Origin of the sequence: Rhodoblastus acidophilus (assembly GCF_025961575.1) — a bacterium.
In the GTDB taxonomy this organism is placed as follows: domain Bacteria; phylum Pseudomonadota; class Alphaproteobacteria; order Rhizobiales; family Beijerinckiaceae; genus Rhodoblastus; species Rhodoblastus acidophilus_C.
Map to the genome: position 1 here is coordinate 39372 of NZ_JAOQNX010000025.1, position 13300 is coordinate 52671.

Sequence of the window (13300 nt, forward strand, 5' to 3'; positions counted from 1 at the left end):
AACCCCGGCTTTACGCTGATCGTTCAGATTGCGAGTGTGGTTTTCGCTCTTCGCTAACGTTAACGGAGCGGCGGAACCGCCGTGCGTAACGCGTAAGCCGCGAGTTGTCCCATGAGCGAGTTGTTCCAAAACCCCGTCCCCGCCCAGCCGCCTCGCGAGGACGCGCGCGATCTGCAATCGCGGCTCTATCGTGAAATCGGCGTCGCCGCGGTCGAAGCGGCCCTGTTCGCGCCGGACCTGCTGCTGGCCGAGATCAACCAGCGCAACGCCCGCGGCGCGGAAACCAAGGTTCTGCCGTTCCCCGCCAAGGCGGCGTAAGTTCAAAATGTCGCCCCGCGGAAGCGGGGCGACGTTTTTCAACCTAGCCGATCTCGACCACGACGCGGCCGCGCACCTTGCCGGCCAGAATTTTTTCCGCCGTCTCGATCACCTGATCGAAGCCGATGGTCGTGGTCAGCGCCTCCAGCTTGGCCGGGTCGAGATCGCGGGCGAGCCGCGCCCAGGCGGCAAGGCGCTTGGCCTTGGGCTGCATCACCGAATCGATGCCGAGCAGGGACACGCCGCGCAGGATGAACGGCGCGACGGTGGCGGGCAAATCCATGCCCTGCGCCAGGCCGCAGGCGGCGACCGCCCCCTCATATTTGGTCTGCGCCAGCACATTGGCCAGCGTGTGCGAGCCGACGCTGTCCACCGCCGCCGCCCAGCGCTCCTTCCACAGCGGACGCCCCGGCCCGGAGAGTTCTGCGCGGTCGATGATTTCCGCCGCCCCGAGTTTTTTCAAAAACTCGGCTTCCTCGGGACGCCCGGTCGAGGCGATCACATGCCAGCCCAGCGTCGCCAGCAAGGACACGGCGACGGAGCCGACGCCGCCCGCCGCGCCGGTGACCAGAACCGGCCCGCGCTCGGGGGTGAGGCCGTGTTTTTCCAGCGCCAGCACGGCGAGTTGCGCGGTATAGCCGGCGGTGCCGATGGCCATGGCCTGCGCGGGCGAAAACTCTTTTGGAAGCGGCACCAGCCATTCCGCCTTCACCCGCGCTTTTTGCGCATAGGCGCCGAGATGCGTCTCGCCGAGCCCCCAGCCGTTGAGCACAACGGCGTCGCCGGGCTTGAACTCAGGATTTGAAGAACTTTCCACCACGCCGGCGAAATCGACGCCGGGAATCATGGGAAAGCGGCGAACGACGGGGCTCTTGCCGGTGATGGCGAGGCCATCCTTGTAATTGACGGTGGAATGGCTGATCCGGACGGTGACATCGCCGTCCATCAATTCGGACTCGTCGAATTCGGAATAGGAGGCGGCATAAGCCGGCTCCTTGACGATGCGAATGGCTTTGAATTTTGACATGACGCCCTCCCGTTTGAGGGATCAGAGCTTGCGGCGGACGCGGCGTCAAGCTGGGATGGCTTGAAACTCGCCCCCAGAAGTGCAACTATTGCATCCTCGAAAAAGTTGTTTCATGCCCGTCTTGCAGCGCTTTGGCGCGGTCAGCCTTCGCATCTATGCGGACGACCATCGACCGCCGCATTTCCATATTGTCTCGCCGGAATTTCAGGTTCTGGTGCGCATGTCGGATTGGGCGGTGATCGCCGGGGACGCGCGCGCCGCCGACCTTGCCGAGGCCCTGGCCTGGGCGCGCGAGCACAAGGCGTTCTTGGCGTTGAAATGGGCTGAATTGAACGAGAGGACCTGACATGCCTCGGAAAATCTTGCCGCGAATCCTTGCCGTCGCGGCGGCCGATCCCGCAACAAAACTTCGGATCGACTGGGACAATGGCGCGCAAACCGTTGTCGATGTGTCCGGCCTGATCGAGACCTTTCGCGTTTACGCGCCCCTGCGCGACCCCGCTTTGTTCCGGCAGGTTGCCGTCGGCGAGCACGGGACCGACCTTGTCTGGTCGGATGAACTCGACATGGCCGCCGACACGCTCTGGCGCCTCGCGCAGGAACAGACGGGCGCCACGCTGTCACCCGAGGCCTTTCGGCAATGGCGCGTGCGCAAGGCCTATACCCTTGACAATGCGGCGGCCGCGCTCGGCCTGAGCCGCCGCATGGTGGCCTATTACGAACAGGGCAAGAAGCCGATCCCGCGTGTGGTGGCGCTGGCGACGCGGGCCCTGGAGATGGAGCCCGACGCGATCGCGTCGTAAGGCGCCAAAGCGACGTCCCGCACAACCCCCGATCGCAAAGACCGCGGGGCTGCAACAAAATCGTCACGCCAAGGCCTTGATCTTACGCGACTTAGCGGCCGCCGGGCAGCCCCGGCGCCGAGCCGCTCCGGACTCATGCCTGGAGCAAAACCCCTCACCTCAACCCATGACCAACGAGGTATGAGCCACGCGCAAGTGGCGAGCACAGGAGTAGAAGTTTGAAGGTTTTGACGATCCTCGTCGCGCTCGTCGCGACGCCGACCGCCACGATGGCTTCTGAAAACCAGGCCGTCCGTTCCATGATCTCCGCCAAGGTCTCCTCAGAGATCGGCGCGCAATGGGTCCCAACGGCGTTAAAAATCGCCCAGATCGAATCCCATATGCAATGCAATCCCCGCGGCAACAGCCGGCATCACGGCGTGTTCCAGGTCGGCGATCCCCACCGCTTCGGCATCTCTCCGTCGGCCGCCCGCACCTGCGCCGGCGGCATCGCCGCGGGCGTCGCCCATATGGCCGCCTGCATCAGAATGGGCGCCGCGAACGCCCGCCAGATGATGGTCTGCCACAACGCCGGCAACCCCTTCGCCCGGCATGTCGAACGCGCCTATCGCGTCGCGCTGCGCTAAAAATTCGCGGCCGGGCGACAGCCCGGTCGCTTCCCCGGAGTTTCCTTAGTCTTAACAATTAGATGCGCCAAATGACGGCGTCTGTTAAGACTACGTCTGCTTTCCCGATTCTTCCCGCGCCCAGGACCGATCGCATGACCCTGCAAGAAATGCTCGCGGCTGACACGATCAGCGAATTGCAAGGCGACATCGTCGCGGCCGTTCAAAGCGCGCTCAAGCGCCACGGCGACGACCCGGCCTTCGGCGTGATTGCGGCCTCGGCCTTCACCCTGGCGGTGCGCGAGCTTGCGAACACCTGCGGTCCCAAATTCGAACCGACTGTGATCAAAGGCCTTCAGGCGCTCTGATTGGCGCCTAAAGCACCTTCCCCGGATTCAGCGTCCCCTTCGGGTCCAGCGCGGTCTTGAAGCGGCGCATGACCTCCAGCGCCACCGGGTCCTTCACCCCTGGCAACAAATCGCGCTTCAGCACGCCAACGCCGTGCTCGGCGGAAATCGAACCGTGCATGCGCGTCACCACCGCATGGACCGCCTCGTTCAGCTCCTCCCAGCGCGCCAGAAACGCCGCCTTGTCGGCCCCGACCGGCTGGGTGATGTTGTAATGCACGTTGCCGTCGCCCATGTGCCCGAACGGCACGGGACGCGCGCCCGGAATGGTTTTTTCGACAATCGGCCCGGCCTCCGCCAAAAAGGCCGGAACCAGCGCCACGGGCAAGCACACGTCGTGCTTGATCGACCCGCCCTCGTGCTTCTGTTTTTCCGACAGATTTTCGCGCAGCGTCCAAAACGCTTTGCGCTGGTCGAGCGAGGCGGCGACCACCGCATCCTCAATGATGTCCTTTTCGAAGGCGGCTTCAAGCAGCGCCATCAACTTGTCTGCGAGCCCGGACGCCGATGGCGACGCCAGTTCCAGCAGCACATACCATTTGTGCTGGCCTTCGAGCGGTTCGCGCGCGCCTTCCGTGTGCGTTATGACGATCTCGATGCCAAACCGCGACATGAATTCAAAGGTCTTGAGGTCCGGCCCGGCAATGCTTTGGGCCAGCATCAGCAGCTCAAGGCATTTTTCCGGGCTGTCCAACCCGATCAGCGCCGTCTCCACCGCGCGCGGGCGCGGATAAAGTTTGACCACCGCCGCCGTGATCACGCCGAGCGTCCCCTCCGAGCCCATGAACACGTGCTTCAAATCGTAGCCGGTGTTGTCTTTGCGCAGTTTCGAAAGGTTGTTCAGCAGCTTGCCGTCGGCGAGGGCCACTTCCAGGCCGGTGACGAGGTCGCGGGCGTTGCCATAGGCGAGCACGGCGGTGCCGCCGGCGTTGGAGGCCAGATTGCCGCCGATGGTGCAGGACCCCTCGGCCGCCAGCGACAGCGGAAACAGCCGGTCGACGCTTTCGGCGGCTTCCTGCACTTTTTGCAGGGTGACGCCGGCTTCGACGATCATGGTGTTGGACGCCGGGTCGATCTCGCGAATCTTGTCGAGCCGGTTCAGCGACAGCAGGATTTGCGTGCCGGATTGATCGGTGATCTGGCCGCCGACGAGCCCGGTATTGCCGCCCTGCGGTACAATTTTCAGGCCATGGGCGTCGGCATAGCCGAGCACCGCCGCCACTTCTTGCGCCGAGCCGGGGCGAACCACGCAAGCCGCCTTGCCATGCCAGAGGTCGCGCGGCTCGCTCATATAGCCGGCCATATCGGCGCCGGTCAGCACATATTTGTCGCCGACAATGTCCGCGAGCGCCTTGGCGATTTGCTCAGCCATTTCATCCTCAAACGTCAGCCAAGCAGGCGGCGCTTCTTCTTCGCGCGCAAAGCTTTGGCGAAAATCCCGATGACCTCCACATGCGGCGAATAGAGGAATTGGTCAACAGGAATGACGCGGTCCAGCGCATAGCCGCCGGCGACCAAAATCTTGGCGTCGCGGGCAAAAGTCTGGGCGTTGCAGGACACCGCCGCGATTTTCGGGATGCTGCTGCGCGCGAGTTCGCGGGCTTGCGCCTCGGCGCCGGCCCGGGGCGGGTCGAACACCAGGGCGTCGAATTTTTCCAGCTCCGCCGGGAGCAGCGGGCGGACGAACAGGTCGCGGACCTCGCCCTTCACCCCGCGCAGGTTTTGGGTATTGTGCGCGGCGCGCAAACAGGCGTTGAGCGCCGCCGCGTCGCTCTCGACGCAGAAAACCTCCGCCTGTTCCGCCAGCCGCAGGGCGAAAGCGCCGGAGCCGGAGAACAGGTCGGCGCATTTTTTCGCCCCCGAAAGCGCGTCGACGACCACGGAGGTCAAAACCTCCTCGCCGGCCGCCGTCGCCTGCAAAAACCCGCCCGGCGGCGGCGTCACCACCGCGCGCCCCGAAACAATTTCCGGCGCGCGGCGCTCGATCAGCACAATGCCGTGGTTGGAGATGCGCGCGAGGTCAAGTTTTTGCGCCGCCGCGATCAGAGCCTGTTCGGTGTCGAAATCGAGCTTGCCGCAGCCGCGCACGTCGACGTCGAGCCCGGTTCGCGAGCCGGTGACGACGATGTCGAGCGGCTTTTCCGTCCCGGCGAGTTTTTCGGCGATCTCGCGCGCCGCGGCGACGGCGCCGGCCATGTCTGGCGCGAGAATGGGGCAGGCGTCGAGTTCAAAAATCTTGTGGCTGCGGGCCTCCATAAAGCCGACGCGGGCGCGGCCACGGAAATCGAAGCGGGCGTGAAAGGTGGCGCGGCGCCGGCCCGCGCCCCAGGCGGCGCGCAGCGGCGCCACTTCGGCGGCGAGTCCGGCATGGCGCAGGGCGTCCACCACAAGGCTGCGCTTCCATTCGGCATAGGCGTCGGGCGCCAGCGTCTGCACGGCGCAGCCGCCGCAGGCGGAAAAGTGCGGGCAGGGCGCGGCGACCCGGTCCGCCGATGGTTTTAAGACCTCGACCAGCCGGCCGCGTTCGCCGTCGACTTCGGCCAAGACCTCCTCGCCGGGCAGGGCGAAGGGGACGAAGACAGGGCCTTTGGCCATGCCGTCGCCGCGCGAGGTCAATTTGTCGATGAAAAGTCGGGCGTTGAGGTCGATCACGCGCGGCGCGCTCCTAACAAGAATTCCACATTGCCGTCGCCGCCGTGGATCGGCGAAGGGACGACGCCCAGCACGCGCCAGCCCAGGCCGGCGACCAAGGTTTTGATCTTTTCGCAGATTTTTTCGCGCACGAGCGCGTCGCGGACAAACCCTTTTCGGACTTGCTCCGGCCCCGCCTCGAACTGCGGTTTTATGAGAATCGCGGCCTCGGCGCCGGGACCGGCCAGGGCGAGGACCGGCGGCAGGACCAGGGCGAGCGAGATAAAGCTGACATCGCAAACGATCAGTTCCGGCGCCCCCGGCAGGTCGGCCAAGGTCAGCTTGCGCGCGTCGAATTTTTCGAAGGCGGTCACGCGTGGATCGCGCGCGATCTTTTCGTGCAATTGGCCGGAGCCCACGTCCACGCAGGTTACATGCGCCGCGCCGCGAGACAGCAGCACGTCGGCGAACCCGCCGGTCGAGGCGCCGATGTCCAGCGCGCGCTTGCCCTCCGGCAAAATGCCAAAGGCCTCAAGCGCCGCCGCCAGTTTGACGCCGCCCCGCGACACCCAGGGATAGGGGGCCTCCGCCTCGATCTTCGCCGCCTCGTCCACGGGTTCGGACGGTTTCGTCACCAAAATCCCGTCGCGGCGCACCAGCCCGGCCTCGATCGCCTCGCGCGCCTTGGCGCGGCTTGGGAAAAGCCCGCGGGCGACCAGGGCCATATCTGCGCGCTGGGTCATGAACTGTCCTTGGGGATCGGGCGAAAGCGGGGCTTGTCGAGCGCGAAGCTTCCTGCGCCTATCACATCGGGACGCGCGAGAGAAGCGGCGGGGCGCATGGACGACACATCCGAAAAAATCGCGGTTCGGACTTTTCGCCAGATCCTGTTCTGGCCGTTGCAGCTGATGCCGCTGTCGGCGCCGCGCGCCCAGCATTGGGACGCGCTGGAGGAGCATTCCGACTGGATGCGCCTCGAAGACGATTTTCCCTCCGATGTCGGGCGCTACCGCGAGCGCCACTATCGCGAATTCGTCGCCTTCCTGCCCCACGTCCAGCGTTTTCTCTACGGGGAGCGCGGCGGCGCCGCGAGCTATGGCGAGTCGCCGCTGCGGATTTACCGGCGCAAGAACATTTCCGCCGTGCGGGTGCGCGCGCCGGATGAAACGGAAAGCCGCACGTTTCGGGTCAAACACGCCGACGTCTATTTCTTCTTCGACGCCGACGTGATCATCCCCGTGATCGAAATCTGGGCCGACGACATCGACCTCGACATCGCCCTGGACACGATGAACCGGTTCGGACGCGCCTATCCCTCAGGCTGGGACGAGCGCGGCGAGCCCGCCAATTGCTTTGACAGCGTTGAATGGCTCGACGCCGATGGCGCCCCTCTCGCCCAGTCCGATCTCGGCGACATCGAGCGGTTTTATTCGGCTGTGGTCAGCGAACAGGTGGTGGAGATCGGCGCCCATTGGGATTTTCTCTTGCGCCCGATGCGTCTCCACCGCGCCGGGGTCAACGCTCCGGTGCGCTACCGTCCGCTGGAATTCCATCGCATGCCGCTGATGGCGTTTTTGGCGGTGGACGATCCCTTGCGCCTCACCCGCGCCGAATTCGTGCGGCTTGCCTATTCCGCCGCGCCGGGCCCGCGCAAAGCGCTGCCGATGTCCACCGCCTTTCTCGAGAATTTCGAGAAAAACCACTGTTACGACCGTTACTTCGATCCCGAGCGCAGCGATCCCGACTGGCTCAATATGCGGATCATGTGCACGGCCCAGGCCTTTGTCATGGTCGGGCGATCAGGCGACCCCGCCTATGCCGATCCCGAGCGCGGCTATCTCGGCCAGTTCCGCCACCAGTTCTTCATGCTCGGCATGATCGCGCATTTCCATCGCGCGGCGGTGCTGATGATGTCGAACCGCCTTGTCGAGGTGATCCGCCGGCTCGACCCCGGCGACGGCCGCACCGTCGGGCGGTTCCGCCGCGACATTCGCAACCTCTCCGCCGCCTTCCTGCGCTTCACCCACCGCTATTATTTTTCCGAAGTCTCGGACCAGGCGGTGCTGCGCGACATTTTTAAGATGTGGTCGACGCAGCTCGGCACGGCGGCGCTGTTTCAGGAGCTGCGCGACGAGGTCAATGACGGCGAAAGTTTTATGGAGGCCGATCTGTTGCGCCGTCAGGCCGTGACCATCCTGCAACTCACCGTGGTCACCATGCTCAGCCTGATCGGCACGGTCACCACCGGTTTTCTCGGAATGAACATTTTCGCGCATGCCGACCTGCCGCCCTGGGACCGGTTCCAGATCTTCCTGGCGGTGTTCATCCCGACCACGCTGCTCACCTTCTACACGGTGATGAAGTCGCGGCGGCTCGCCAACTTTTTGGACGCGCTGGGCAATGAGCGGGCGAGCTGGGCGCTGCGCTTCAAGGCGCTGGCCCATGTCTGGCGGCGCGGCGAGGGGGATTTTGGCGAGTGACGGCGCCCCTTCTCCCCTTGCGGGAGAAGGGAGAGCCTCAGGCCCGAGCCGCCACAGCCGGGGCCTTGCCCAGCACGCTCAAAACCTTGGCGACGATGCCCGCCGTATCCAGGCCGGCCTTGGCGTAAAGCTTCTCCGGGCTGTCGTGGTCGAGATAGACGTCGGGCAGCACCATGGCGCGCGCCTTCAGGCCGCGATCGAGAAAACCGTCCTCGGCGAGCTGCTGCAGCACATAGGAGCCGAAGCCGCCGATTGACCCCTCTTCCACGGTGATCAGCGCCTCATGCGAGGAAGCGAGCTGGCGCACCAGTTCGACGTCCAGCGGCTTGGCGAAGCGGGCGTCGGCGACCGTCACCGAAATCCCCTGCGCCGCCAGCTGGTCGGCGGCGTTCAGCGCCTCGTAGAGACGCGGGCCGAGCGTCAGGATGGCGACCTTGTCGCCCTTCCGCACAATGCGGCCCTTGCCGATTTCGAGCGGAACGCCCTCTTGCGGCATCTCCACGCCAAAACCGTCGCCGCGCGGATAGCGCAGCGCGATCGGGCCATCGTCATGGGCGACGGCGGTCGCGACCATATGCACCAGCTCCGCCTCATCGGCGGCGGCCATGATCACCATATTCGGCAGGCAGCCCAGGAAGGCCACGTCGAACGCGCCCGCATGGGTGGCGCCGTCGGCGCCGACCAGACCGGCGCGGTCGATGGCGAAGCGCACCGGCAGCTTTTGCAGCGACACGTCGTGCATCACCTGATCATAGGCGCGCTGCAGGAAGGTCGAATAAATCGCGCAGAACGGCTTCAAGCCTTCGGCGGCGAGGCCCGCCGCAAAGGTCACCGCATGCTGCTCGGCGATGCCCACGTCGAAGGTGCGGTCCGGGAACACATGTTCGAACAGGTCGACGCCGGTGCCGCTCGGCATGGCCGCGGTGACCGCGACGATCTTGGGGTCCTTCTCGCCCTCCTTGGCCAGCGACTGGCCAAAAACCTTGGTGAAGGACGGCGCATTGGCCTTGGGCTTGAACTGCGCGCCGGTGACCACGTCGAACTTGTTGACGCCGTGGTACTTGTCCTTGGCGGCTTCGGCCGGCGGATAGCCCTTGCCCTTCTGCGTGACGACATGCAGCAGCACGGGGCCGCCGGGATCGGTGTCGCGCACGTTTTTCAGCACGGGCAGCAGATGGTCGAGATTATGGCCGTCGATCGGGCCGATATAGTAAAAGCCCAGTTCCTCGAACAGCGTGCCGCCGGTGACATAGGTGCGGGCGTGCTCGACGGCGCGGGTCAGCGCCCGGTCGACGCTCTTCGGCAAATGGGCGGAAATCTGCTTGCCGACGTCGCGCAGTTTCAGGAAATTCTTGTCCGAGGACAGGCGGGCCAAATAGGACGACATGGCGCCGGTCGGCGGCGCGATCGACATGTCATTGTCGTTGAGGATCACGGTCAGCCGCGATTGCATGGCGCCGGCATTGTTCATCGCCTCAAAGGCCATGCCGGCCGACATCGAGCCGTCGCCGATCACGGCGACCACATGATTGTCGCGCTTCAGCAGATCGCGGGCCACGGCCATGCCGACGCCGACGGAAATCGAGGTCGACGAATGTCCGGCGCCAAACGGGTCGTATTCGCTCTCGGCGCGCTTGGTGAAGCCGGAGAGGCCGCCGCCCTGGCGCAGCGTCTTGATGCGGTCGCGCCGTCCGGTGAGAATCTTGTGCGGATAGGCCTGGTGTCCCACGTCCCAGATCAGCCGGTCGTCGGGCGTGTTGAATACGTAGTGCAGCGCAACGGTGAGTTCGACCACGCCGAGGCTCGAGCCCAGGTGCCCGCCGGTGACCGCCACCGTATCGATCGTCGCGCGACGGACTTCATCGGCCAGGGCCCTGAGGTCGCTTTCCGGAAGACGGCGCAGATCGGCGGGGATTTTCACCTTGTCGAGCAGGGATTGTTTCGTCAAATCAGTCACAGCGCACTCAATATCTCACGGGCTCCGGGAGCCAAGGCGAATGGCTGCTTTACACGCAACCGCTCGCTGGGGCAATGAATCCCGCGCAAGTTTGTGACGCAGGGGCCCCGACAGGCTATAGCCTTTTGTTTAGGGAACACCTTGACGCGCTTGCGCCGGGCGGTATTCATCCTGTTGGTTCCCGTCGGGGAGGCGGAGCCTGCCCGCGGGCCATTCAGCTTCGCGTGGCGTCACTCTGTGTCGGACGCTAAAGGAAAACAACAATGGCGAAATGGGTTTACTCGTTTGGCGACGGCAAGGCCGAGGGCGCCAGCGCAATGAAGAATTTGCTCGGCGGAAAGGGCGCCAATCTGGCCGAAATGGCCAATCTCGGCCTGCCCGTGCCGCCCGGCTTCACCATTTCCACGGAAGTCTGCACCTATTATTACGCCAACAGCCACAGCTATCCGGAAGACCTGAAGGCGCAGGTCGAGGCGGCGCTCGCCCAGATCGGCGCGCTCACCGGCCGCGTGTTCGCCGACGCCGCCAATCCGCTGCTGGTGTCCGTGCGCTCCGGCGCCCGCGCCTCCATGCCGGGCATGATGGACACGGTGCTCAACCTCGGCCTCAACGACGTCTCGGTCGAGGCCATGTCGGCCTCCTCGGGCGATCCGCGCTTCGCCTGGGACAGCTACCGCCGCTTCATCCAGATGTATTCCAACGTGGTCCTGGATATCGACCACCACAATTTCGAAGAGATCCTGGAGCTCTACAAGGACCGCAAGGGCTATTCCCAGGACACCGACCTCAACGCCAATGACTGGACCCAGGTCGTCGACGGCTACAAGGAAGTGGTCAAGCGCGAGACCGGCAAGGATTTCCCCCAGGACGCCCGCGAACAGCTCTGGGGCGCGATCGGCGCCGTCTTCTCCTCCTGGATGAACCAGCGCGCCATCACCTACCGCCGCTTGCACGACATTCCCGAAAGCTGGGGCACGGCGGTCAACGTCCAGGCCATGGTGTTCGGCAATATGGGCGAGACCTCGGCCACCGGCGTCGCCTTCACCCGCAATCCCTCCACCGGCGAAAACGCCCTTTATGGCGAATTCCTGATCAACGCCCAGGGCGAGGACGTGGTGGCGGGCATCCGCACCCCGCAGAACATCACCGAAGCCGCGCGCATCGCCGCCGGTTCCGACAAGCCGTCGCTGGAACAGGCGATGCCGGCGGTGTTCGACGAATTCGTCCGCGCCACGCAACTGCTGGAAAAGCATTATCGCGACATGCAGGACATGGAATTCACCGTCGAGCGCGGCAAATTCTGGATGCTGCAGACCCGCAACGGCAAGCGCACCGCCAAGGCGGCGCTGCGCGTCGCGGTGGAAATGGCCAATGAAGGCCTGATCAGCCGCGAGGAGGCCATCGGCCGCATCGAGCCGAATTCGCTCGACCAGCTGCTGCATCCGACGCTCGACCCGAAAGCCCCGCGCAAAATCGTGGCCACGGGCCTGCCGGCCTCGCCCGGCGCCGCCTGCGGCGAAGTGGTGTTCGATTCCGACGAGGCCGAGGCGCTCAAGGCCGGCGGCCATCGCGTCATCCTGGTGCGCGTCGAAACCTCGCCGGAAGACATTCACGGCATGCACGCCGCCGAAGGCATTTTGACCACGCGTGGCGGCATGACCTCGCACGCCGCCGTGGTGGCGCGCGGCATGGGCAAGCCCTGCGTCTCCGGCGCCGGCGCGATCCGCGTCGATTACGCCGCCGGCACGTTCACCGCCTCCGGCCAGACGTTCGCCAAGGGCGACATCATCACCATCGACGGCGCCAATGGCCAGGTGATGGCCGGCGAAGTGCCGATGCTGCAGCCGGAACTGTCCGGCGAATTCGCGGTGCTGATGGCCTGGGCGGATGAAGCGCGCCGCCTGAAAGTGCGCACCAACGCCGACACCCCCGCCGACGCCCGCATCGCCCGCCAGTTCGGCGCCGAGGGCATCGGCCTGTGCCGCACCGAGCACATGTTCTTCGAGGAATCGCGCATCATCGCGGTCCGCGAAATGATTCTGGCCGAGGAGGAGACCGGCCGCCGCGCCGCGCTCGCCAAGCTGGAGCCGATGCAGCGCGGCGATTTCGCCGCTCTGTTCGAGATCATGCAGGGCCTGCCGGTGACGATCCGCCTGCTCGACCCGCCGCTGCACGAATTCCTGCCGCACAAGCCGGAGGAAGTGGCGGAGGTCGCGGAAGCCACGGGCCATAGCGCCGACAAGTTGAAGCGCCGCGCCGACGAGCTGCACGAGTTCAACCCGATGCTCGGCTTCCGTGGCGTGCGTCTCGCCGTCGCCTATCCCGAAATCGCGGAAATGCAGGCCAAGGCGATCTTTGAAGGCGCGATCGAGGCGCAGCAGAAGACCGGCGTCGCCGTAAAACCTGAGATCATGGTGCCGCTGGTGCTGTCGAAGCGCGAGCTGGACATGGTCAAGGCGCGCATTGTCGCTGTGGCCGAATCCGTGTTCAAGGCCAAGGGGGTGACGCTGCCCTATTCGGTCGGCACGATGATCGAACTGCCGCGCGCGGCGCTGCGCGCCGGCGAGATCGCGGAGACGGCGGAGTTCTTCTCCTTCGGCACCAACGACCTCACCCAGACGACGCTCGGCATTTCGCGCGACGACGCCGGCTCCTTCCTCGCCCCCTATGTGCAAAAGGGCATTCTGGAGCACGACCCCTTCGTCACCCTCGACCAGGAGGGCGTGGGCGAACTGGTGGCTTTGGCGGCGGAGCGCGGGCGGAAGACGCGGGCCGACATCAAGCTCGGCATTTGCGGCGAGCACGGCGGCGACCCCGCCTCGATCGCCTTCTGCGAGCGCACGGGCCTTGATTACGTGTCCTGTTCGCCGTTCCGCGTGCCGATCGCCCGCCTCGCGGCGGCGCAAGCGGCCCTGCACAACGGCGGCGCCACCACGGCCTGACGAGACCCGCGACGTCTCCTTCTCCCCTTGCGGGAGAAGGTGGCTCGCGCCAATGGGCGTCGAAAGACGCCCGTCTTTCGACGGGCTTTGGCGCGAGACGGATGAGGGGGCGCCCGTCCCAGCACGACCG

Annotated in this window: 12 protein-coding genes; 7 read left to right on the top strand and 5 right to left on the bottom strand. The window is 65.4% G+C overall.

The window, feature by feature from the left end; translation table 11 throughout:
• The first annotated feature begins 111 nt into the window (after window positions 1-111).
• On the top strand, window positions 112-318 hold the full coding sequence (locus tag M2320_RS17000) for a hypothetical protein (protein WP_184428645.1): 207 nt from the start codon (window positions 112-114) through the stop codon (window positions 316-318).
• A gap of 43 nt (window positions 319-361) precedes the next feature.
• On the opposite strand, the gene M2320_RS17005 is transcribed toward M2320_RS17000, so the two are convergent.
• Window positions 362-1345 carry an MDR family oxidoreductase gene (locus M2320_RS17005; protein WP_264598297.1) on the bottom strand — a complete coding sequence of 328 codons (984 nt, stop codon included), beginning with the start codon at window positions 1343-1345 and terminating at the stop codon, window positions 362-364.
• 112 nt (window positions 1346-1457) lie between these two features.
• On the opposite strand from M2320_RS17005, the gene M2320_RS17010 reads away from it, so the two are divergent.
• The 4 genes from M2320_RS17010 to M2320_RS17025 all read left to right on the top strand — a co-directional run bounded on the left by M2320_RS17010 (window position 1458) and on the right by M2320_RS17025 (window position 3121).
• Entirely contained in the window at window positions 1458-1691 is a 234-nt protein-coding gene (locus M2320_RS17010; RefSeq protein WP_264598298.1) for a DUF4160 domain-containing protein, read from the top strand.
• Window position 1692: 1 nt separating this feature from the next.
• Window positions 1693-2148 (top strand): DUF2442 domain-containing protein, encoded by a 456-nt coding sequence (locus tag M2320_RS17015; RefSeq protein ID WP_264598299.1) that lies wholly within the window; start codon window positions 1693-1695, stop codon window positions 2146-2148.
• A gap of 218 nt (window positions 2149-2366) precedes the next feature.
• The gene (locus tag M2320_RS17020; RefSeq protein ID WP_264598300.1) at window positions 2367-2774 is read left to right on the top strand and encodes a hypothetical protein; all 408 of its coding nucleotides are present in this window, start codon (window positions 2367-2369) and stop codon (window positions 2772-2774) included.
• A gap of 134 nt (window positions 2775-2908) precedes the next feature.
• The gene (locus tag M2320_RS17025; protein WP_264598301.1) at window positions 2909-3121 is read left to right on the top strand and encodes a hypothetical protein; all 213 of its coding nucleotides are present in this window, start codon (window positions 2909-2911) and stop codon (window positions 3119-3121) included.
• 7 nt (window positions 3122-3128) lie between these two features.
• Here the strand turns inward: M2320_RS17025 and M2320_RS17030 are convergent, their stop codons facing one another.
• The 3 genes from M2320_RS17030 to M2320_RS17040 are packed head-to-tail and all read right to left on the bottom strand — an operon-like array spanning window position 3129 to window position 6534.
• Complete coding sequence (locus M2320_RS17030; RefSeq protein ID WP_264598302.1) at window positions 3129-4532, bottom strand: FAD-binding oxidoreductase; 1404 nt, start codon at window positions 4530-4532, stop codon at window positions 3129-3131.
• A 14-nt stretch (window positions 4533-4546) separates the two neighbouring features.
• Window positions 4547-5812, bottom strand: a complete 1266-nt coding sequence (locus M2320_RS17035; RefSeq protein WP_264598303.1) for a class I SAM-dependent RNA methyltransferase — start codon at window positions 5810-5812, stop codon at window positions 4547-4549.
• Window positions 5809-6534 (bottom strand): TlyA family RNA methyltransferase, encoded by a 726-nt coding sequence (locus tag M2320_RS17040; RefSeq protein WP_264598304.1) that lies wholly within the window; start codon window positions 6532-6534, stop codon window positions 5809-5811. Before M2320_RS17040 ends, M2320_RS17035 begins: the two co-directional genes overlap by 4 nt.
• Window positions 6535-6630: 96 nt before the next feature.
• On the opposite strand from M2320_RS17040, the gene M2320_RS17045 reads away from it, so the two are divergent.
• A complete protein-coding gene (locus tag M2320_RS17045) occupies window positions 6631-8271 on the top strand; it encodes a CorA family divalent cation transporter (protein WP_264598305.1) in 1641 nt (546 codons plus the stop codon).
• Window positions 8272-8308: 37 nt separating this feature from the next.
• Here M2320_RS17045 and dxs read toward each other — a convergent pair whose 3' ends face one another.
• On the bottom strand, window positions 8309-10228 hold the full coding sequence (gene dxs / locus M2320_RS17050; protein ID WP_425540690.1) for a 1-deoxy-D-xylulose-5-phosphate synthase: 1920 nt from the start codon (window positions 10226-10228) through the stop codon (window positions 8309-8311).
• 263 nt (window positions 10229-10491) lie between these two features.
• On the opposite strand from dxs, the gene ppdK reads away from it, so the two are divergent.
• Window positions 10492-13170, top strand: coding sequence for a pyruvate, phosphate dikinase (ppdK, locus tag M2320_RS17055; protein ID WP_264598306.1), 2679 nt, complete (start codon window positions 10492-10494; stop codon window positions 13168-13170).
• The last annotated feature ends 130 nt before the right edge of the window (window positions 13171-13300 follow it).